The organism is Candidatus Poribacteria bacterium (assembly GCA_021295755.1).
Lineage (GTDB): Bacteria > Poribacteria > WGA-4E > WGA-4E > PCPOR2b > PCPOR2b.
The window spans coordinates 11,448-33,898 of the sequence record JAGWBT010000027.1 but is presented as its reverse complement, the minus strand read 5'-3'; the positions used below and the strand labels follow the sequence as shown (position 1 = coordinate 33,898).

21 protein-coding genes are annotated in these 22,451 nt (G+C 49.2%); 16 read left to right on the top strand and 5 right to left on the bottom strand.

Features of this window, described 5'->3' with window-relative positions:
* Positions 1 to 420, bottom strand: a 420-nt coding sequence (locus J4G02_05450) for a hypothetical protein (protein ID MCE2394024.1), incomplete at its 3' end; no start/stop codon positions are given.
* A 190-nt stretch (positions 421 to 610) separates the two neighbouring features.
* Between J4G02_05450 and J4G02_05445 the strand changes: the two genes are divergently transcribed.
* The 5 genes from J4G02_05445 to J4G02_05425 all read left to right on the top strand — a co-directional run bounded on the left by J4G02_05445 (position 611) and on the right by J4G02_05425 (position 4,214).
* A complete protein-coding gene (locus J4G02_05445; GenBank protein MCE2394023.1) occupies positions 611 to 913 on the top strand; it encodes a hypothetical protein in 303 nt (100 codons plus the stop codon).
* A 140-nt stretch (positions 914 to 1,053) separates the two neighbouring features.
* Positions 1,054 to 1,611, top strand: coding sequence for a hypothetical protein (locus tag J4G02_05440; GenBank protein ID MCE2394022.1), 558 nt, complete (start codon positions 1,054 to 1,056; stop codon positions 1,609 to 1,611).
* Positions 1,612 to 1,734: 123 nt separating this feature from the next.
* On the top strand, positions 1,735 to 2,133 hold the full coding sequence (locus J4G02_05435) for a MerC domain-containing protein (protein MCE2394021.1): 399 nt from the start codon (positions 1,735 to 1,737) through the stop codon (positions 2,131 to 2,133).
* A gap of 12 nt (positions 2,134 to 2,145) precedes the next feature.
* Positions 2,146 to 2,808 carry an ABC transporter ATP-binding protein gene (locus J4G02_05430; protein ID MCE2394020.1) on the top strand — a complete coding sequence of 221 codons (663 nt, stop codon included), beginning with the start codon at positions 2,146 to 2,148 and terminating at the stop codon, positions 2,806 to 2,808.
* Between the two features lie 152 nt (positions 2,809 to 2,960).
* Complete coding sequence (locus J4G02_05425) at positions 2,961 to 4,214, top strand: ABC transporter permease (GenBank protein ID MCE2394019.1); 1,254 nt, start codon at positions 2,961 to 2,963, stop codon at positions 4,212 to 4,214.
* Here J4G02_05425 and J4G02_05420 read toward each other — a convergent pair.
* Complete coding sequence (locus tag J4G02_05420) at positions 4,211 to 4,405, bottom strand: hypothetical protein (GenBank protein MCE2394018.1); 195 nt, start codon at positions 4,403 to 4,405, stop codon at positions 4,211 to 4,213. The two genes, J4G02_05425 and J4G02_05420, sit on opposite strands and share 4 nt — an antisense overlap.
* A 257-nt stretch (positions 4,406 to 4,662) precedes the next feature.
* On the opposite strand from J4G02_05420, the gene J4G02_05415 reads away from it, so the two are divergent.
* From J4G02_05415 to J4G02_05400, 4 genes are all read left to right on the top strand, one after another.
* A complete protein-coding gene (locus J4G02_05415; protein ID MCE2394017.1) occupies positions 4,663 to 5,196 on the top strand; it encodes a hypothetical protein in 534 nt (177 codons plus the stop codon).
* A 16-nt stretch (positions 5,197 to 5,212) separates the two neighbouring features.
* Positions 5,213 to 5,842 carry a DUF3299 domain-containing protein gene (locus J4G02_05410; GenBank protein ID MCE2394016.1) on the top strand — a complete coding sequence of 210 codons (630 nt, stop codon included), beginning with the start codon at positions 5,213 to 5,215 and terminating at the stop codon, positions 5,840 to 5,842.
* 5 nt (positions 5,843 to 5,847) lie between these two features.
* Complete coding sequence (locus J4G02_05405; GenBank protein ID MCE2394015.1) at positions 5,848 to 6,948, top strand: DUF3299 domain-containing protein; 1,101 nt, start codon at positions 5,848 to 5,850, stop codon at positions 6,946 to 6,948.
* An 890-nt stretch (positions 6,949 to 7,838) separates the two neighbouring features.
* Positions 7,839 to 10,031, top strand: a complete 2,193-nt coding sequence (locus J4G02_05400; protein MCE2394014.1) for a TonB-dependent receptor — start codon at positions 7,839 to 7,841, stop codon at positions 10,029 to 10,031.
* Between the two features lie 31 nt (positions 10,032 to 10,062).
* On the opposite strand, the gene J4G02_05395 is transcribed toward J4G02_05400, so the two are convergent.
* Both J4G02_05395 and J4G02_05390 read right to left on the bottom strand, forming a co-directional pair.
* A complete protein-coding gene (locus J4G02_05395) occupies positions 10,063 to 10,497 on the bottom strand; it encodes a hypothetical protein (GenBank protein ID MCE2394013.1) in 435 nt (144 codons plus the stop codon).
* A gap of 632 nt (positions 10,498 to 11,129) precedes the next feature.
* Positions 11,130 to 13,076, bottom strand: coding sequence for a hypothetical protein (locus J4G02_05390; protein ID MCE2394012.1), 1,947 nt, complete (start codon positions 13,074 to 13,076; stop codon positions 11,130 to 11,132).
* Between the two features lie 341 nt (positions 13,077 to 13,417).
* Here J4G02_05390 and J4G02_05385 point away from each other — a divergent pair, with 341 nt between their 5' ends.
* Complete coding sequence (locus J4G02_05385; GenBank protein ID MCE2394011.1) at positions 13,418 to 14,809, top strand: PQQ-like beta-propeller repeat protein; 1,392 nt, start codon at positions 13,418 to 13,420, stop codon at positions 14,807 to 14,809.
* 1 nt (position 14,810) lies between these two features.
* On the top strand, positions 14,811 to 15,374 hold the full coding sequence (locus J4G02_05380) for a GNAT family N-acetyltransferase (protein ID MCE2394010.1): 564 nt from the start codon (positions 14,811 to 14,813) through the stop codon (positions 15,372 to 15,374).
* A 158-nt stretch (positions 15,375 to 15,532) separates the two neighbouring features.
* On the opposite strand, the gene J4G02_05375 is transcribed toward J4G02_05380, so the two are convergent.
* Positions 15,533 to 16,405, bottom strand: coding sequence for an SMP-30/gluconolactonase/LRE family protein (locus J4G02_05375; protein MCE2394009.1), 873 nt, complete (start codon positions 16,403 to 16,405; stop codon positions 15,533 to 15,535).
* Between the two features lie 212 nt (positions 16,406 to 16,617).
* On the opposite strand from J4G02_05375, the gene J4G02_05370 reads away from it, so the two are divergent.
* From J4G02_05370 to J4G02_05350, 5 genes are all read left to right on the top strand, one after another.
* Positions 16,618 to 17,031, top strand: coding sequence for a VOC family protein (locus J4G02_05370; GenBank protein ID MCE2394008.1), 414 nt, complete (start codon positions 16,618 to 16,620; stop codon positions 17,029 to 17,031).
* 115 nt (positions 17,032 to 17,146) lie between these two features.
* Positions 17,147 to 17,938: a lipoate--protein ligase family protein gene (locus tag J4G02_05365; protein MCE2394007.1), complete on the top strand. Its 792-nt coding sequence runs from the start codon at positions 17,147 to 17,149 to the stop codon at positions 17,936 to 17,938.
* Complete coding sequence (locus J4G02_05360) at positions 17,920 to 19,023, top strand: SUMF1/EgtB/PvdO family nonheme iron enzyme (protein MCE2394006.1); 1,104 nt, start codon at positions 17,920 to 17,922, stop codon at positions 19,021 to 19,023. Before J4G02_05365 ends, J4G02_05360 begins: the two co-directional genes overlap by 19 nt.
* A gap of 99 nt (positions 19,024 to 19,122) precedes the next feature.
* Positions 19,123 to 20,703: a polyamine aminopropyltransferase gene (locus J4G02_05355; protein MCE2394005.1), complete on the top strand. Its 1,581-nt coding sequence runs from the start codon at positions 19,123 to 19,125 to the stop codon at positions 20,701 to 20,703.
* Positions 20,704 to 20,979: 276 nt separating this feature from the next.
* The coding region (locus J4G02_05350) for an NAD(P)-binding protein (GenBank protein ID MCE2394004.1) at positions 20,980 to 22,451 on the top strand (1,472 nt) is incomplete at its 3' end.

Here is a 22,451-nt window from a genome sequence, read left to right as displayed (position 1 = left end):
GGAATAGAGGGTGCCGATTGTCCACGATTTAAGAAAGAAGTTCCCGGCAGGCATAAAAACAAAGAGATGTGGATAGACTGCGAGGGGACCATCTGGTGCGGCGAAGTCATACCCAAGACCGAGCATGGGCAGTAGTATAATACTGAGACCTTCGCCTTGGACAGCGGGGATGGAAACGCCAAGATCAAATTCTCCGATTGTATCATCAATGAAGATATTTGACTCAAGCGAAAGTCCACCGACGGAATGGGTCGCTCCAATTAGGAAGTGCGTACCTAGACTATCGGTGTCGACGCGGAACCAGCTGGGGATGCGGGATTGTTCGGGTGCCGCTTCATTTTCATCGCTCTCCGCTTGAACTGAAAAACTTGCAATCGCCACGATAGAAACAATCATCAAAACGAGGGTGAATCTATACATTTTCCTCAATATCCTTTCTTCGTAAGAGGTCATTGGTTCATTGCCGGAGGCAGGACCTCCCTACGCCACCTCTCAATTATACCCTTGGCAGCCGATTTGTGAAATAAAAAATTGTCAAAGTCAATCCTCTTGTGCTATAATGTTTTCGTTAAGTTTTCAAATATCCTACTCTTGATAGAGGTAAAGGTCCTTGCAGAGCAATCGAATCCACATCAATCCAACTAGCTGGGTTATTGCGATCGGCATTTTTTATTCCCTGATGGCAATAAGTGCTATTACAATTCCCCATGAACACGACCATACTATCCACGGTTCGACAGATTGTTCTGCCTGCTTCTTGAGTGCCAACCACATCGGAATAGAACTCCCGACCGTTGACATTGCCAATCTTGATGCCTGCATATCGACTGACCTGCCTATCGATTTTACCTTTATTTCCACAATTCTTGAAGGCAGTATCCGAAGTCGTGCCCCACCGGTGTTCTCTGTTTAACCCACTTGTCTACTCATATCTCTACTTTTGTAATCTAATTGATTTCTGTCTTTTTCCAGCTAATCTTGATTTGGCTTTAGTAGTAGTCCGCCTAAGTGTTGATGCTGGGAGAGACGATTTATTTATATCTGGAGGAAATTATGTTTACCTGTTTTTTTAGATTCACATTGTTATTACTCGCATTTGTTGTATTGTGCGCCGCTTGTGGCGAAGATGATAATCCCGTTGGTGATGACGATCAGGAACATGCGGAGGCCGACGGCTTTGTCCTCAAGGTTGACGGAAATCAGATTTACCGCCAATTTGAAGGAGAGCATGAGGGGAACATCACCCTCAAAGTCGGAGAGGAGTTGGATGTTCTCGCTATGTTCCTTGACCATGATGAAGAGGAATTTCTGCCTGAAAGTTCCGAAGAGGAAGACGAACATGATCATGGTGAAGAAGAGGCGTTTGGTCTAGCTATTATCGACTTTGATTCATCAATCATCGAAGTACACCTTTACGAAGGTGAGGGAGATGAGCATGAGGATGAAGAAGGTGAAGAGGACGAACACCATGATGATGAACTTGCTGAGAAATTCACGTTTGAGGTGATAGGGCTTAAAGCTGGAGACACAACGGCAAAGCTCCAACTTTTGCACGGCGCCCATCCTGATTTTACGGGAGCACTCGCGATTCCGGTGACGGTTACACCGTAAGGGGCGTTTGCTTGGAAGATTGTTTTGTCGAATTGCCAAATCCAATGGTTAATCTGGGTTTGGCAATCTAGGCAGAGCAGAATGAAAACGACAATAAGTATCATATGATCTGAAGGGAAACAATTGAAAAGACATCTGAATCACTCACTTGTAGATAATGTTGGGGCATGCCTCTCGTTTGCATGTGCCCTCCACTGTATGGCAACCCCGTTGTTGATAATCGCACTGCCGCTCATTGGTCTTGGATTTCTGCTCCGCGAATCTGCGGAACTAGTGATGATTGTGGTAGCAGTGGGACTCGCTGTAGGGAGTCTGACGTGGGGTTATCGACACCATCGAAAATGGCGGATATTTCTGATACTCGGTGGTGCATTCGTATGTATCTTCATTGCACACTTCCGGGTGCCAGAGCAGTACCATGGCGTTTTCATGGCTTGCGGTGGGGTCCTACTTATGGCAGGTCATCTTCTCAATCGTCGCTTGTGCCGTGCGTGTCAACACTGTAAAACGCTAGAACACTAATCGGAGACTGGGATGTCCCTTCTGACAGTCACGAACCTTGAAAAGGCTTACGCTTCACCTGAAGGTCTGCAAAGCCGCATCATTGATGTTCCCCATTTTGAAATAGACGCAGGAAAACAGATTGCGCTCAGAGGGAGCAGCGGTGCTGGAAAAACGACATTTCTGAACCTGATCGCTGGAATTCTGCAAGCCGACAGGGGACGCATCGTTGTCGCTGGCGAGGAGATGACTGCTCTCTCAGAATCTGAGCGGGATAGGTTACGTGCCCACTACATCGGGTACATTTTCCAAACCTTCAATCTACTTGCTGGCTACACAGCTTTAGAGAACGTTATGCTCGGAATGATGTTTGGAAAAGGAATTGACGCCAATTTTGCCCAACATCTGCTTGAACGGGTCGGACTTGGCGATCGGATGCAGTATCGCCCTTCGCAGCTATCGGTCGGGCAGCAGCAACGTGTTGCGGTTGCCCGCGCGGTAGCGAATCGACCACGCCTCGTACTCGCCGACGAACCGACTGGTAATCTGGATTATCATCATGCCAACGAAGCGGTAACGCTTATCCGTGAAATTTGCCATGAAAATAACGCAGCGTTGCTCATCGTTAGTCATGACTCAGAAGTTTTGGGGCAGTTTGAGGAGGCAAAGGATTTCGCACAAGTGAATTGTGTATAAGAGAAAGTTGATAAGGAAAAGCGGGGCAGGATGCCCCACCTACGATAGCCTCTTAATCTCTCTGCAAAGGGGGAAAGTTGAATACTTAGTAGTAGATTTTCCGTTAACCTTATGATGGTACGATTCCTTAATATGAGCCAATGAAAAAACGGATCGGGTTGTTTTTCATCGTTCAACGCAGTCTTCGACAGCACGCGCTTTCGACCCTCATCACAACACTGTCAATTGCGCTCGGTACGGGACTTGTGATGGCGGTTATCGCCATCAGAGCGCAATCCGTCTCGGCATTCACGGGCGGTCCGATTGGCTTTGATGCGGTCTTGGGAGCGCGCGGCAGTCCGTTACAATTGGTGTTGAATACCGTATTTCATCTCGAAACCTCACCGGGGAATATCCCGTGGACGATGTATCAAGCGGTGAAAGCCGATCCGCGTGTCGAGCTCGCCATACCTTACGCGCTTGGAGACAATTATTATGGTTTCCGTATCGTCGGTACGGCAACGGAGTTGTTCACGGAGTTTGAATACCGCAAAGGAGTACGGTTTCAAACACAAGGAGACGGACGTTTCTTCGATCCCAATCGGCAGGAGGCGGTCCTTGGCAGCTATGCCGCACAGAAGTTGGGCTTAACGGTGGGGGATACGTTTAATCCGTATCACGGCTTGGTGTTCGATGAATCAATGCGGCATGATGAACAATATGTTGTTGTTGGTGTGCTTGAACCGACCAATTCACCCTCCGATCGTGTCATCTGGATTCCGATCGAGGGAATTTATCGGTTGGAGGGGCATGTGTTGCGCGGAAGCGGTGAGGAATATGTCGCTCAACCCGGTCGAGAGATTCCCGATGCACACAAAGAGGTCAGTGCAGTCATGCTGAAGTTTCGGAATCCGCAAATCGGTTTCATGATGGATGCAATGATCAACAAACAGGGGAAGGTGGCAACGTTGGCATGGCCCATCGGGGCAGTGATGGCTGGCCTGTTCGACAAGATCGGTTGGATGAATCAGATTCTGGCACTCGTTTCTTATCTTGTTGTCCTCGTTGCGGCGGGTTCAATTCTCGCAAGCATATACAACTCAATCAACGAACGGCGGCGCGAGTTCGCCATTTTGCGATCACTTGGTGCACGTCGTAAAACGGTGTTTACGGTAATTGTGTTGGAAGCTGCATCGATCGCAGCGTTAGGGGTCATCATAGGATTTATAGTTTATGGTGCGATTTTCACCTCAGCATCAGCAATTGTTCGCGCTCAGACGGGTATCGTTTTAGACCTGTTAAGATTTCATCCCGTGTTCGGGATTGCGCCAGTTTGTGTTATACTCTTGGGTGTGGTCGCTGGCATTGTGCCTGCCTTTAAGGCGTATCAGACAGATGTTGCGACGAATTTAACACCCATAAGCTAAACCTTGTGACGCGTGGCTTTTTCTGTATTTGGCGGCGGCTCTGAAGGGTGTTGCACGATATCCGCGTGATCTGATGACTCACGCTTCTTTTGCAGGTAGTCAATATATCCATCCACATCATGGGCAAATCGCTCTGAAATCGCGCGGCGGGCGCGACGGATAGCTTCAACGATGCGGGCATCTTTAATCATTGGATTCTCCTATATACTTGTTCTACTTTCATATACTATAGTGGACCTTAGAATTAATGAGACACTCCAAACCGGTGCGGTTAGAAACCGCACCTACCGGACCCGATAAATCGGGATCGCTGCACAGAGGGGCGAAAGTGTCTATTTATCTTTAGAATTCACTATAATTATATCATGCCAGCGTGTTGAAATGTTCAAGGTTTTGTCAACTAGGCGACTTTCTCCATTCATTGAATCTTACCGAAAGGAAAATCATCATGAAAATTGAAAGGGCCATCTGGAGATGGACAGCAATTTTAGCGATTGCAATCACACAATTTAGTTGTGAGAAAAAGGAAGAACATCGCCCCCAACAGACGGAAAGACATGAAACCGATGCCCATCATGAACATACGGCCCCTCACGGTGGAACATTGGTGGTTTTCGGCGATGAGTTCGCGCACATTGAGTTTGTGTTGGACCAAACGACTGGAGCACTAACTGGCTACGTGCTGGACGGTGAAGCGGAAAAACCGGTCAGACTCTCACAGAAAACAGTTGAACTCAAGATACACCGAGAAGATATCGAAGCCGACTTTTCGTTGCAACTTTCAGGGGTTGTGAACGTTCTGACCGGTGAGACTGAAGGCGACACTTCTCAATTTGCAGCACAATCGGACGGGCTGAAGGGCGCATCAGAATTTCATGCAGAAATCGTTTCAATTGCCATCATGGGGCAGATATTCGCCGACATCGACTTTGAGTTTCCCGAAGGAAACGAGGAAACACACAGTGAGCATGGCGAACATTAATTAGGAGGCAGAGGAGATGAAAACCGCTAAAACGAAAAATCGACGGAGTACGTGGCTGAACTTTGCAATGGTTAGCGCAGTTGTCGTCGGGTTGTCGCTGGGCGTTTTTCAGCTGTTACCTGAATCGCACCCGATGCGTGCACTTCGAGGTGTGAGTGACCGAACTGGTCAAGTGCTCGAATCGGGTACTGCGCAGGGAGCATCATTAGCGACAGAGGCATATCAATCCCTGACCTTTAATATGCTCACTAGCTACCCGTTCAGGGAGCCGAATTGGGCGAAAATGGAAGACCCAGCATACATCGCCTCGCTGAAACTTAATGAACAGATTTCCCCGCAGATTCAAGCAATGAACGGTAAGAAAGTTGAGATTCAAGGATTTATGTTACCGCTTGATATGTCGGAGGGCAATCTTCGGACTTTTATGTTGCTCAGAGATCAGATGGCGTGCTGTTTTGGTAACATGCCCCGTCTGAACGAATGGGTGTATGTTAGGGTGCCAAAAAAGAAGAAAATCAATATCCATCAAGATGTCCTGATAACTTTGTTAGGCACGTTGTGCGTCGGCGCAAAGTTTGAAGGCGAGGTGCTAACCGGCATCTACCACCTTGAGCTAGATCGGATACAGATAGACCAAAAGGATTGAGGAATATGGTTAACGTATTCTCTTTTTACAGATCACGTTTTGCTTTTTATGCAACGGTTTTTGGGTTAATCCTCGGGATATTTGGCTTTGCCTCCGCTCAAAACGATCCGTCTGCGAAGTTAAAAACATTCACGCTGGACAAAGAGAGAAATGCGTTCATGTTTGGAGGCAGTCAGTTCAGGGCAACAACCGAGCGTATCAATGGAAGCATTGCGCTCGACCCCGATGCGTTGCATAAGACGTTTAAGGCGATGTTCCAACTTGATATGAAACGTCTAAAAATGAAGGCCGGCATTGATAAGGGGGCACAGAAGGTTGGGTGGAACGCTGATGTTTACCCGCAAGCTATCCTTCGGATTGAAAGCCTAAATGTTGCGGAAGATGTCCGACTGGTCGATGCTTTACCCATCATTGCTGATGCCGAGGCGACCTTTGAACTCCACGGTGTCAAAAAGCCAGTAAAATTGAAAGAGTTACGGTTCACCTATTTTTCAAGAAACAGTCGGTTTGTTCAATGGTTACCGGGCGATGTTCTGCGGCTCGTCGGCGGGTTTGAAATCCAATCCGCGGCCTACAAGGTCGAAACAGAGCCGGAATTAACCGCTCCAATGCCGGTCAACTTTAGTCTGTTTGCTATTGATAGCCCTGACGCTGTTGCCGCCCCTACTGAAATGATTGGTGAGTACTTACGCGTCCCATTCAGTTTCCTAGGTAATTACTGGCTGGATGAGCCGGATTGGAGGCAGTTGGCAGATTCGGAATACATCGGCTCGCTCTCTTACGACACCAAGATCCCCGATAAAGTTAAGCAACTCGATGAGAAAAAGGTCGCTATCACAGGATTTATGCTCCCGATCGACGTTGATGAGGGAAAAGTGAAACGGTTCTTATTGCTCAAGTCAACGATGTCGTGCTGTTTCGGCGTTGCACCGCGTATCAACGAGGTTATCTACGTTGAATCCTCAAAAAAGCAGAAGATTCAAACGGTGATGGATATGCCAATCACTGTTTTTGGTAAACTTTCGGTCGGTCAGCAGTTTCGGGAGGATTTGATGCTGATGGGTGTTTATCAATTAGCGTTGGATGAGGTAAAACGTGCCCGATAGGCAGGACAATTTGAGACATCAGTTGTCGCACCGTAGCGGACCTGCTGCGAAGTGGTTGAGTTTTTTGCTATTCGCCATTTTCCTGATTCATTCGGACGCCCAATCAAAGACAAGTGTGTAGAATCTATCCCTGATACTCCAAAGTTTGTAAAATAAAAAATTGTCAAAGTCAATCCCCCTGTGTTATAATTTTTTTATTCAGTTTCCAAATATCCCACTCTTGAAAGAGGTCAAGGCTCTTGCAGAGCGATCGAATCCACATTTATCCAACTAGCTGGATAATTGCGATGAGCATTTCTTATTGCCTGATGGCAATAAGCTTGGTTGGACTTCCACATGAACATGACCACGAACATAACCATACGAACCACTGTTCGACAGATTGTTCTGCTTGTTTCTTCAGTGCCAATCACGTCGGTATAGAATTTGACACGGTTGACACTGCCAATGTTGATACGTGCATCTCAATTCACCCGCCTTTCGATTCTACTTTCATTTCTACGACACTCAACAAAAGTATCCAAAGTCGTGCCCCACCAGCGTTCTCCGCTTAATTTTTGGGTCTAATCCATATTTCTGTTTTTGTTTAATTATGGTAGATTTTAGAATTACTTAGACATGATGAGCGAACCAAGTCACGGACCTCGCTCGCCGAGTTACGGCACACGGCGCCCCGATAAATCGGGATTCAAAGCAATGTGCCTACTACTATTAATGTCTACTTATTTCTATAATTGCTGCCTTTCCCGGCTGATTTGATGCTAGTGTTAGTATGCCTCAGCTATGGTGCTGGGAAGACGATCTATTTATGTCTAGAGGAAATTATGTTTACCTGTTTTTTTAGATGCACCTTGTTACTGATTACATTTACTGTGAAGTGGTTCCGTCTTGTGCTATTTGCTATTTTTCTCATGTATTTTATAGAAGGGAACTCCTTTGCCCGCAATATTTCGATATCAGGGCAGGTAATTGATGCTGAAACGGAGACCTCCCTCGTAGATGTCCACGTATCCCTATTGCGCGACGCGGAAGGAATATCTTTGTTCCGAACCGGCAGGGCTGGACAGTTTCGATTTGATAAAATTGCGCCGGGGACGTATACGCTACGATTCAAACGTGTAGGCTATGAAACATTAGATCAAGAAATCGTTGTCAATGCGGACTCAACAGCGATAACAGTCAAATTAAAACACAGTCCACACCAACTCGGAGAGGTTGTTGTCACACCGGGTGATGAGGAGCACGCTCATTTTGAGAAAACAACTGACCTGAACCTTTCAGCGCAGGAACTGGATCAGCAGATGGGAGCGACTATAGCCGAGACGCTTAGTGGCGAGGTGGGGATGGCGCAACGAACAATGGGCAGAGCGGCTGCGCGGCCGGTCGTCCGGGGCATGGGCGGCGATAGGCTGCTTATCCTTGAAGATGGTAGACGCACCGGCGATAAATCCGCCTCCTCAGCAGATCACGCGGTCGCAATTGATCCCACCACTGCGACAAACATCGAGATTACCCGTGGCCCGGCATCGCTCATGTATGGCTCAAGTGCACTCGGCGGTGTCGTCAATGTCAAGCGAGAGACTATCCCGCAAGCCTTGCCTCATCGTCCAACGATGAATCTCATATTTCAGGGTGAGTCGGTTAATTCAGGGCTGACTGGGACGACAGGATTTACGATTCCGATCGGTGACCTTGCGTGGCGACTAGAGTTGAACCGCCGGCACACCGACGATACGTATACCCCCGTCGGTATTTTAGAAAACACATCGCTATCACAAACTAATTTTTCGACCGGTGTTTCAATAGTCAAGGGTTGGGGCCATTTTGGAATTTCGGGCGGCGGTTACCGTTCAGATTATGGGATTCCCGGTTCACCGGAGGGACATATCCAAGGTGTCACCATTGACCTTAATCGCCAGCGATATGAAGGTGATTTTGAGTATAGATTTCAGCAATCGTTTCTTGAGAAACTGAAAGTTCACTCGACCTACACACGCTATCAACATCAAGAGCGGGAATCGAACAACCTGCTCGGTGTTGAGTTTGGAGTCCTGACAACCAACGTTTCCGCCTTGGCTTATATGCGTGGCGACGCGGTTGCCGGGGTTTGGGGCGAGTACCGTGACCATGCGACGGGTGGGTTTTACTGGACACCGCACACACGCGAAATGTCCTTGGCAGGTTTCTATTTGAAACAGAAACGACTCAACGAGGATTTGACACTACAAGGCGCAATTCGCTACGATGTCAGGCGGGTTGAACCGTTTAAGGAAGGTATTGCTACTCGCGCGGGAACGGTGGAACGACGAGACTTTGGCGGTGTATCAAGCGCAGTTTCGGGGATCTATCATTGGGATGACCACTTGGAAACAGGAGCCACCTTGATGAAGACGTTCCGTACGCCGGGGATCGAAGAACTTTTTTCAGATGGTCCTCATCTCGCTGTTTACTCCTACGAAATTGGCAATGCTGAACTCGGCTCGGAGGATGGCTTAGGAACAGAAGCATTCCTGCGCTATGCAGCCAAACGGATGAAAATTAATCTCACCGTTTTTCGCAACCAAATTTACAGCTATCTGATTCAGGCCAACACAGGCGAGATTGAGTGGGGGAGTGGCGCAGCGGGATGGTTGTGGATATATCAATATCAAGGACAGAATGCTATCCTTGAGGGTGCCGAATTCAGCGTTAACACCGAAATTCTGCCACGATTTCAGGCGGAGGCAGGCATGAGTTACGTCAGAGGGACTTTGACAGCCAGCGAATCACCGCTTGAACGTATCCCGCCGTTTAACGGAAAAGTCGCGCTGCGATATGTTACGCATCCGTTAAATTTGCATTTCACGGCACGATTTTCAGCCGGTCAGCACCGACTTGGCGATTTTGAAGAGGCGACCGATGGGTACATCGTCTACGATGCAGGCTTTCAGTTCTCATTCCCATGGTGGCAACTTCAGCATCAGGCGGTTGTCACGGTTGAGAATATCTTCGATACCGAATACCGTCAGCATCTGTCGAGAATCAAATCGGTCATGCCCGAACCCGGACGGAACATGAAACTGTTATATCGGCTGATTTTTTAAGATCGGCAATGAAAAGCCGTAGAACGTCGGACTAGTCAACACGGAACTCCGCCTCCACGTCATTGACAATGACTTTATAATCACCCGCCGGAAGTGTACCGATAGAAACCCTTTCTTGATACTCTGTTACGACCGTCGCGCAAGCAAGATCTCTCGGACGTATGGTTGTGATCTGGATAGTGATAGTGTTTCCTTCCTGTGCTTGATGTGTTTCATGGTGGGCGGTACAACTATCTGGTAGCCAGCCATTGACTTCAACGGTCACTTGAACGGGATGACTCTCGGCAAGTAGCACTTCAATTTCTCCAATAGGCATACTTGCAATGATAACACCATCTCCTTCTATCGGTTCCGCAATGTCCTCAAGAATATCATCAAAATTTGCACAACCTGTGAAACATATCGCACTGATGATTGCGGCGAACCGGACGATACGGTGAAGTAGTTGCAAACGGGTTGTTTTCATGGTTATTCCTTTCGATATATGAGCGGTTCATTGGGATTGTGTAGGTTAGCTCTTGTTATGTAGATGTCACTCCGCTGGGGCCTTAGGGTAAGTTTCATTATGCTTTCTATATGTTTATTGTATCATAAACAGGACTTACGCAAATTTAGCACACGGGGGTAGATTTTCGTTTTTAACCCCCTAAATCCCCCTTATCAGGGGGACTTATGAACGCGCTGCGTAAGTCCTAATAAAGTAGGGCGTGTTGACATTTCTCTGTCGCCTACTAGGTAAACGTTGTAATCATCGGGTGCTTCCCAAAAACCGAAGTTATATACCTGTCGCCCCTCTGGGGCTATAGGTGGGCAAGTCCGAGAGGATCCGCCCGTACTCCCGATTTCATCCCCGATAAGATCGGGACAGGCGGGACAGTCCGTTCCGAGACCAGGCGTGACCGGGGATGCCCCGCCTACGGACTCGGGTCATGCCGAAATCGGTTAAAAACGGAAAACTATAGTGGACCTTAGAATTAATGAGACACTCCAAACCGGTGCGGTTTGTAACCGCACCTACCGGGGGGCGAAAGTGTCTATTTATTTTTAGAATTCACTATAAATAGCCCTAATTACCCCTCGCACTTATCGATTTTGACGTCAGCCAAAATAAAAGGTGTATGTCGGTTTTTTGAGGAAGATCCCCAGCAGACTCCAGAAACTCCCTAAGACAAAATCTCCTAACGCCAGCCCTAGAAATAGTGGGATGGCTCTCCGATAAAGCACTATTCCCCCGTATTTCAATAGACTCCATTTGGCGACACCGGCGATGATGAACGGTGCCCAAAACATAAACATGTGGGACGATAGCGAAATACCGTAGCCCAATGGATGGATGGGCCACCAGAACAACCGAGCGCGAACTATCCCCAGTATCAGCGTAAAAAAGAACCCGAAACTCATCGCGGCGATATGCCCGTTCTGTGGGTCACGCGGGGTCGTTAGCCAACCGTGAAGAAAACGATAAGCACGGCCACCAAAGCTGTTTATCTGTCCGCCGATGTTGCCGGTGTCTACGCCCAATCTGAAGAAGGTTTCCAGTAACATGATGAGACACATCGGCATTGCAACGATAAGTATCGCAAGCATCCAACGGGATAATCCTTTGACATCGAGGTGTCCCCGCTCAGACAGCTTAAACGCTTCCAATTGATGCGGCATCGGATGGCTCCGGTTGTCCCGATTGAACCAAAAAAAGAGCGAGAACCATGTCAGGTTTTGTGCGCCGATCTGTCGAGTCCCCAGCAGACTGACCAGACTGTGGTGGGGTCCGATGAATGTGGTCGAATGGATTGGAAAGCCGATCTGGGCACGGAGGCGCGTGAGGGGAATCGCAATCGTCGCAAAATGCGCAACGAAAAACAGCACGGCAATCTTGAACCCCATCCCGCCTCGCATTCCAAACCCGATGAGGAAAAGTCCTCCTAACAATACGCCCAGAAAAGCGGTGCGATATGGCATCGGCTCTTCCTTCTCTTCTTCCGGCTTCGGTCTAATGGCAGCCTTCACCGCTCGCCAAATCTGCCGGCGCGTTGCCCACAACGCGATCACACATATTCCTGTATATGCCCCGGTTTGCTGCTCATAAGGGTAAGGGAAGCCGGGAATCTGCTCCATGCCTGTGACAATTGCAAAGAAAAACTGCATCTTGTATAAGACGAAAAAGAGGAGACAGGATGTAAGCAGATCCATCGGCATGAGAAAGAAAAGTCCTACAGCGAAGGGGTATATGACAATGGTGCTACCGCCGCGCAGTAAGGCGTTCCACGGTTTTTCGGTGAACAGTGGTGCCAAGGAGATAGTCTTGGTCGGGATTACCGGGATAATCGGGAACAGGACGTGCAGCCCGTTGATAAGGCTGATTCCGCCTGCAATGGCAAATCCCCACCACATTGCCTGACTGCGGAAGAAACCGCTGCCGTTGTAGGCGAGCTGGTAGGGGATTTCGACGATTGGATAGGTTAATCGCTCCTGTTCTGCCCACGCTTTCCTGATAATGACGTTGATGCATTGCGTGACAAGGAGCCACACAAAGGCAAAAGAACACCACCAGAATATAGGCTTCACCCAAGCGAGGAGATATTGCGGTTCGAAAAAGGATTTATCGCCCCTATAAAATGCACGTCCTATCTCCGGATTACTGATTGTCAACCAGTCGGGCAGGTAGTGGAAGAAGAGATCTCGCCATTCATTTTCTGGTGTAGCGAAGTAGAAGGCGTGCACGACGATAGACACCAACGGGAGGAACATGTCGTAGGACATGAAGATCAGCGACATTGACATCAAAACGTAAACAGTGATGAGCTCTCCGCCCGTCAGCATGTACTTAGGGTAAAATCTTTTCAGGAGCAGATTAAGCGCTGCCAATATCAGCACGGCAAGAACGACGGTATACAGGGGTGACATTAGGGTGGGAGGTGGGCCAAAGGACGGAAGTGCTTCACACTCAATATGCCACCAATAGAAGATGGGCAGGAGGAGCAGCGTAATTACAATTGGTCGCCAGCTAATGGGTTCGGGGTGGGACACGGAGAATTTAGTTTGCATTATCTGAACTCTGTCAAGGAATCGTGGGAGCCGCGCATCGGGAAGGTTACACAACTTCGGCTTGATTTGGTTATTATAGAATGCCTCCTGCTTTTTGTCAAACAGATTCAATTCGACTTATCGCCCTTCGGTTCCAAAAGCGGATGTGGATGCAGATTTCGCAGATAAAGGTCGAAAAGCGAAAAATATCTGAAAAGGACTAATAGCGGCCCCATTCTTTCGTGCGATTGACGGGGGATTAGTGGTGTGGTATAATAAATTTAGCTTTGTACAAGACCAGCCCCAGTCAATGTTGATTTATTTTTGGATGCAAGAGTAATAACCAGAACGGAGAACGCAAAATGAAAAAGTACCAAGTACCTGCTATCACCTTATCCTTGGTTGGACTGATCATCGTTGGAACCGCTTGGTTTCCACCCTTGTCCCTAGCTGGCGAAGAAAATTGGCCACAGTGGCGTGGCCCCTACCAAACGGGCGTCAGCAAGGCTGAAAATATGCCCACCACATGGAGTGGGACGGAAAATGTTGTTTGGAAAACTCCACTACCGGCATGGAGCGGCGGAACGCCCATCGTGTGGGGCGATAAGATCTTCCTTACTTCGCCCACGAAAGGCACAGGTGAATCCGTAGAGCCGCCCCCGGAACAGCGGAGGCAGCGCAGAGGACGACGCGGACGTCGAGGAGGAGGACGCTCTCCCGGCGGCGATGAACTGCTTCTCATTTGTGTTTCGAGGACGGACGGTGAAGTCCTCTGGCAGCGCCAACTTGACACGGGGAATCAACTACACCGTAAGGGAAATGACTCATCTCCCTCGCCGGTTACGGACGGAGAGCATGTCTGGGTTGTCACTGGTACTGGCGCGGTGGTTGCCTTCGATATGGAGGGCAAGGAGATTTGGAAGCGAAACCTTCAGGATGATTACGGCAGGTTCGGCCTTAATTGGGGATATGCCTCCTCCCCGTTGCTTCATAATGGATCGCTCATTATTGAAGTGCTTCACGGGTTCAGGACGGATGACCCGTCCTACATTGTCGCCTTCAACGCCGCTACAGGTAAGGAACTGTGGCGCCAGGAACGACCGACCGACGCTTTGGCTGAGTCGCCCGACGCCTACACGACACCTGCCCTGCTAGAACATAATGGGACTACTCAGATCGTGATTTCAGGTGGCGACTATGTCACCGGACATCATCCGGAAACCGGCAAAGAGATTTGGCGTTCTGGCGGGTTGAACCCGCACCAAGAGGGAAACTACCGGGTTGTCGGATCGCCGGTCGTCGTGGAGGGAATAATCTATGCACCGACCCGCAGACGACCGTTGTTAGCGCTGCGTGCAGGTGGCACTGGAGATATAACGGACAGCCATCTCCTCTGGAGATGGGAGGGTGCCGGTGCGCCAGATGTTCCGACACCCGTCTGTGACGGCACTTATTTCTATATGGTGGACGACCGAGGCTTGGCGACCTGCCTGAATGCAAAAACAGGTGAGGTGGTTTGGGGACCGGAGCGTACGGCACAGGGAACGGTAAGTGCCTCACCGATTCTCGCGGATGGCAAGCTCTATATCACTAACGAGTACGCGGTGACGACGGTTATCGCTGCCGGTCCGACGTTCAAGATATTGGCAACGAATGAACTGGATGGCAGCTACACCTTGTCCTCCCCCGCCGCTTCAGGCTCGTATCTCTTTATAAGGACTGGGACGCACCTGTACTCTATCGGCACGGAATAGGATGATTGAACTACGGCCTTTGACGCGATTGAACCTAGCTGCCCTGAAGCGGGTTGCAAGCGGCTATTCTTCTGACAGTAAATATACGGTCGTCTATACAGAAACGGAAAGCTGCGTTTCATTTGACATGCGCCTGATTCCCCTCGATAAACCGTATGTCAAAAGATTTTCCTATGACGATGAGATCCTTCAGCAATACAACGGGATCCTCGAAACTGGGTATTCGTTTGGAGCATACGATGGCAATCTGCTCATGGGGCTCATTATTGCTGAAGGACACCAATGGAATCGTAGTTCATTTGTCCATGAGTTCCATGTCGCAGAGACACATCGCAATCAGAGTATCGGGAAACGACTGATGGAATGTGTCAGAGAGAAAGGGAGTCGCGCGGATTTTCGAACAATCGTGTGTGAGACACAGAATACGAATCCTACCGCTATCCATGTATATCGTAAATTGGGTTTCAGAGTTGAAGGGATTGATATTTCCCTCTACTCGAACCACGACTACCCCGAAGGCGAGATAGCAATTTTTATGAAACGAAGAGTCTGCGATATTTTGTAGATTGTTTTATGGTAGATTTTAGAATTACTTAGATACTCCCAATGCACGCCAACCCCCTAAATCCCCCTTATCAGGGGGACTTTGGACACCTCGTGAAGGTCAGAGTTATTGGTATGTGTCTACTTATTTCTTTCATTCACCATGGTTGTCAGATCCCACTACGGATAAATTAGATACCCTTTCCGCTCTGTCGGGGTGCGAAAGAGGCATCCTCCAGCAGTGACATAGAGCGTCTGCAGATCTGCATCACCAAAGGTGCAATTTGTCGGTTGGTCGCTCGGAATTGGATGTGTTTCCAGCACACGACCGTTCGGTGCAAACACGTAGATCATGGGACCCGGTCCGCTCTGTTTCCACCCCGCCGTCGCAACGATATTCCCCTCTGTATCCAGACACATTCCATCAATCCCACGATGCGGAAAGAAGTTGTGCAGCACCTCATATTCCCCCACGGTTCCATCGTCGTTGATTGGATACCCTCGTAACTCCCGCTTGTTGTCGCCATAGTGGCTTTGAGCAACGTAGAGCCACTTTTGATCCGGCGAAATCAGAAGTCCATTCGGCTTCGTCGTGTCGTAGGTAACCCGGTCGATTTTCCACCCGCCATCCGGCTGCGGATCCAGCCGAAACACAGATTCATGTCCAAGTTCCATGTCATCGAACTTCTCACCGTAGCGCGGATCGGTAAACCATATCCGTCCCTTTGCATCAAAAGCAAGGTCATTCGGACTGTTGAGACGTTTTCCTTCAAAACTATCCGCGAGCACATCTGTGGTGCCATCTGCGTTGTAGCGCACCATCCGCCTGCCGTCACTTCCACCTTCGCAGGCGTATAGGTGTCCCGCCTTGTCGAACATCAGACCATTTGCTTCGTTTGTTCCTGTGCGAAACTCGGTGCATTCGCCGCTGCTTGGATTATAGCGCATGATGTGGTTGTTCGGAATATCGGTAAATAGCACCGCGTCCCCATCCCACGCAGGCCCCTCTGTAAAATCAAATGGTCCTGCAACCAATTCAAAATCCCAACTCATATCTTGCCTCCTAAAAAAATGATGTAGTACGGTGGCAGTTATAACACGGATTTGTGGTCTAAGTCAAGGAGAGAGTTCACTGCTTTTTTGTTGGCAGGGCAGTGAATTTCGGTTATAATATTGTTGGTTCATTGGTGCACTAGTTCATTGGTTCATAGGTTTATAGGTTACGATATACGGGGTACAGCTAACCACTAAGGAGGAATATCGAAATGGCAGTTCTGAGACATGTCGCATTGCGAGTTAAAGACAAGGAAGAGACACGCCGATTTTATGAGATGATTGGATTCAAATTTGTTGGGTATCGCGGTCCAGACAGCGCTAGCAGCATAGATCTTACCGATGGAACACTTAACATGACAATCCTCCAGTACGACGGTAAAGAACGTCAACCGCTAGAGGAACTCACCGAGTTTATGCACATTGGAGTCATTGTGGAGGACTTGGCGGATATCTACAAAAAACTTCTAGACAGTGGTGCCGACCTATTGCGTGATGATGTGAAACAGCGGAATTTGATCGATTGGGAAAAACCACCGACCCGATCTTTCAAGGTCTCTGACCCGGATGGCAACGTGATTGACATTACGTGTGCAAAGGATGAGTGGCGTGGGGTTACCGTTTAATCGTGTGCTACCGCTAACCTCTAGTGGCAAAAGTTATTATGCTTACGAGTTACGGCATACGGAGTATGCCTATACTATACGCAAATGAAACCGCCGGAAAGTGCAGGAAACATCATTGACTTGGAGGCTTATCAACACCGAACAGAATAACGCCGCCATGAATATGGCAATTGATGAAGCGATGCTTTTGACGCAGAAAGCTAGCTTTCAACCGACGCTGAGGTTTTATGACTGGCTGCAGCCATCATGCAGCTTCGGCTACTTCCAGCGGATTGCAGAGGAGGTAGATGTCGCAGCGTGTGATACTCATGGCATTGAACTTGTTCGGCGAATGACTGGCGGCGGCACAGTGGTACATGGTTGGGATGTAACCTATACTATTATCGTTCCTCACGGTTGTGGCGGTCTGTCGAAGGATATTTCGGCGGCATACTGCGCTATTAGCAACTGCCTGATTAACGGATTGCAGCGGTTAGGAATTGATGTCGCACACCAGATCGAAAAGCCACTAGCAGGGAACGCTCCTAATATTTGTCTCACCAATCCAGCCCAGTATGATACCCTTCTCAATGGTAAAAAGATTGCGGGCGTCTCCCAGCGTCGCAACCAATCAGGTGTGATGTATCAAGGCTATATCGCTCTCGACCTTCCCACCTCAGATGTTTTAGTTCTCGCTTCAAAACAGGTCGGCTTTGATCGGGTAGCAGCGGGACAGTCCACTGCAATCAATCAGTGCCGGTCTGCCCCGATTTATCGGAACCAGCTTGAAGATGCAGTCGCCCTTGGATTTGGGAAGACGCTCAGCATTCAATTCGTTGATGCCGAACTACTTCCTCAAGAGATAGAAACCGCTGAATTGCTTGCACAGACAAAGTACGGGTCTGCTGAATGGAATTTTCGTCGATAGATCAAAGTGGTGCCCCTTCAAACGTCCTACACGATTGGGAGACTGTTCTTATCCCACCGAGTGCTTTCATTATGGGCACCGACATCGAACCGTTCTACGGCACAATTTTGGCGCAGTCTCGGCATGCGAAACTGGACGAAGCTCCGATACATGTTCGGTTTCTTGAGGCTTACCGCATCGCTCGCTATCCTGTCACAAACGCGGAATATGAAGTTTTTGTGAATGCAACGGGACACACACCGCCACCCCACTGGGAAGATGGGAAAACTCCTGCGGCCGAAGCGACCTTACCCGTTGTTCACATCAGTTGGCATGATGCAAATGCCTACGCGGAATGGGCACAAGGACGACTCCCAACCGAAGCAGAATGGGAAAAGGCAGCAAGGGGTGCAGATGGTCGTATTTACCCTTGGGGAAATGACTTTGAGCGTTCGGGAGATCAGGGAGCGATCTTTCTCGCAGATCAACCCACACCGGTAGGAAATCGTCCTGCTGCCGTAAGTCCTTACGGCGTGCACGAGGTTGCTGGAAATGTGTGGGAATGGACCACCGACTGGTATCAACCGTACGAGAGAAACTCCCATCGAGATAGCGACTACGGGAACAAACATAAGGTCTTGCGGGGCGGTTCATGGTTGGAGGTCCGCGACGAGACCGCAAACCGATATTTCCGATGCGCCAACCGTTTGCACGCCCCACCCAATTATACCGCAAACAATATCGGTTTTCGGTGTGTTCGAGGTGTCGTGCCCGCTCGTTTGAACCCCGATGCAGCCGGGGAGGAGACGCCGGTCTATCCGACACAAATCTCCACTGAACTGTTGAACAAATATGTTAGACAAGAGCGATCAAAGAATTTGCAGCGGATTCGCAAACGCGCACGAGAACGGTGTTTTAGTGATTTCGGTATTGCAGCCCTCGCGATTGGGGTAGGCTCTTACGGCATGATGATTCCAAAATACGCGATGGGTGGGTTTACGTTGGGGATGATTGGTATCGGTTTTTTATTTAGCGCAGGCGTGAACTTCTGGCGACAGTGGAAGGCGAGAAAACTCTTAAACTTGAACAAGATGGAAAGAGCGTGAAACCTGATCCGTGAGGCGTGAAAACAACCTGTTCATGGGTACAGCGGTAAGGAACAACGATCGTTGTTCCCTGCGGTTTCTGTTGCACGATTTCTTAATATGAGCCATGCTGCTCAGGATTTTGGTGGGGGTTCTTGGGTTGAGATGAATGCAAATGACACCGATCGGCGTCTCAAGTCACGTAGCGTTATACTTCTTCTCTCGGTTTCGATTATTGCAATTTGTGCGATTGTTTACGAGCTTGGGATCGGGAGTTTATCTTCCTACCTCTTGGGTAACAGCGTCTACCAATTCTCGATTACGATCGGGCTATTTATGACGGCGATGGGGATCGGATCGTATCTGTCGAAATATATTACCCGTCAACTCATCACAGCGTTCATCCAAGTTGAGGTAGCAATTGGATGTATTGGTGGCTTTTCTTGTCCTATTCTTTTTGCGGCATACAGCTTCAAGTTCATCTACGTCCCAATCATGTGGACATTGATTATTCTTATCGGAACCCTGATTGGCTTGGAGTTACCGCTGCTGACCCGAATCTTCCGTGAATATACGACCCTGCGAATAGCCCTAGCGAATGCGCTCACCTTTGACTATCTGGGCGGATTAATCGGTGCTCTTGCGTTTCCATTGCTGCTGTTGCCCTTGTTGGGAATTTTTGAGACTTCACTGGTCATGGGGCTTGCCAACCTCGCTGTGGTGATTGGCAACCTGATTCTGTTTCGACGCGAAATTCAGTACTTCAAGCGGACGGTTGTGGCAGCAGTATTGGTAACAACAGGATTAGTTGTTGCTCTGGTGATCAGCGATCCGGTGAGCGGCTATCTTGAGCAGCGTGTTTACGCCGACCGGATTATCTTGTCGAAGGCTTCCAAGTATCAACGTATTGTCGTAACGCGCTGGAAGAACGATGTCCGTCTCTATATCAACGGACGGCTGCAATTCAGCGCGGTGGACGAGTATCGCTATCATGAAGCCCTGATTCATCCGGCGGCTTCTCTGATTCCTTCACGGGCACAGGTGCTTGTCCTCGGGGGCGGCGATGGACTTGCCGCACGCGAAATCTTGAAATACGACGATGTGGTCGAAATCACGGTGGTCGATCTTGATCCGATGATAACAGAACTCGCGTCTACAGACAGCACCCTCCGCCGACTCAACCAAGATGCACTCGACAATCCAAAGGTGAAAGTGATTAATCAGGATGCACAGCAGTTCCTCCAAGCAACCGACCAACGTTATAATTTAATTATTATCGACCTTCCCGATCCCAGCGATGAGTCGCTCGTGTCGCTCTACTCAGAGACATTCTATCACCTCGTCAAACGCCATCTCGCCAAAGATGGACTCGCTGTGACGCAGAGCAGCTCTCCCTTTTTTGCACGCAATGCGTTCTGGTGCATCCATCAAACCATCGAATCTGCGGGGTTATATGCAACTGCTTACCATGTGAACGTGCCAAGTTTCGGTGAATGGGGATTCAATCTTTTTGGTGGGTGGCAGATTGATCCGCAGAAGATAACGATAACGGCGCCAACCCGTTTTCTATCTGACGAATCGCTCGCACCACTGTTTGTCTTTGATAAGGATATCGATGAAGTTGAAACGCAAATCAATACTCTCTTGACGCCAATTCTGCTTTTCTATCACCGGGAGGGTTGGGAGTCGTGGGGACTATAGAACTTTTTGTGCAAGTTGGTGAGGGTGTCATTTCCATATCGTTCAAGGGTTCATTGGCTCATTAGCTCATAGGAGTTACGCACTGGTGTGGAAAACAGATTACACTCATGTTAAGAAATCGTGCAACAGAAACCGAGTTTTGAAAAAAGCTCGGTTTCTCCTAGCCATGAACAAATTGTTTTCACGTTCCACGCACCACGTTTCACCTAAATTATGCGTCCAATTCCTCGCCGTCTTTTTCTCCAATACTGCCTCCTTGGGTTAGGGATGCCGTTTTTGCCGAGATGCTCGTCACCCTCCCCGAAGCCGGCAACCTTCAATATTCCGGGTGAGATTGTCGGTGAGTCGAGTGGGATTGGACATCTTGTTCGGCAACCGATTGCGGAAGCACTTATCCCACCCCCAAACGGTAAGCGATACTCCGCAATCATTATCGGTGGAGGGGTATCGGGGGTGAGCGCTGGCTGGAAATTGGCGCGGTCTGGTGTTACCGATTTTGTCATCCTTGATCTGGGAGATCAATTGGGTGGAACCTCAATCTCAGGTAACGTCGGAGCAAATGGTATCGCCTTTCCTTGGGGAGCGCACTACATCAACACGCCGCCGATGGAAGCAGATTGTATTCTTGAGGTACTTGAGGATCTTCAGGTTGTCGTTGACTACACCTCGCTTGGTTGGCCCATCATGAACCCGGACTACATCCTACGTGAACCGGCGGAGCGTTTGTTTATTGAGAATCGTTGGGTGGAGCACCTCGACCCCTTTTCCACCGGGACTCAGGAAGATCAACAGGCATTTGAAGAATTTCAGACCGATATGCTTCGGTGGACGCTCTATAGGGGCGCGGATCAACACCGGGCGTTTATGCTGCCGTTAGAGTATAGCAGCGCAGATCCGGAGGTGCGTGCGTTAGATAAGATTACGATGCGGGAATATATGCGACAAAAGGGGTGGAACTCGGAGCGATTGGATTGGTTTGTCAACTACGGCTGCCGCGATGATTATGCCTGCCCGATTGATGAGGTGTCGGCGTGGGTAGGGATTCACTACTACGCCTGTCGATACTATGCGGACCAACTACAGGATCGCTTCCCCGTCCATACGGTCACATGGCCCGAAGGTAACGCCTTTTTAGTAAATGGCATGGCACGACGCTTTTCGTCAGCAAACGTCCGCTTGAATGCCCTTGTTCTATCTATCCGCCAGCAGGGGGAGGAGATACTTGTAACTTTCATGGATACCCAGACCCGCCAGTTCACAACGTTGCGCAGTCACACAGTGATCTATGCCGGACAGAAGCATATCGCCAGCTATATCATACCGAATCTCCCGGATGACCAGAAGGCTGTGTTTCAGGAGTGCGAATATACGCCGTGGCTGACAGGGAGTATCCACCTCAAACGCTTACCGCAGACAAAGCAGAGTGTGCTTGCTTGGGATAATGTCATGTATGAGAGTGAAGGGTTGGGCTACATCGCCGCCGAGCATCAGACGCGGGATGCAGCGGACGGTGAGGGTCCGTCGGTTCTGACCTACTATCTACCCTTTGACCGCGAACCGGATATCAAGCGGAGAGAGTTGTTGGACAAAGGTCACGATTTCTGGGTGAATGCAATCATGAAAGATCTGTGGGAGATGCACCCCGGCATCGAAAAGGATATCACCCGGATAGATCTCTACAAGTGGGGGCACGCGATGATAAGACCGACGCCGAATTTTATTTGGGGTCCGGATCGGGCGCTGCGTGG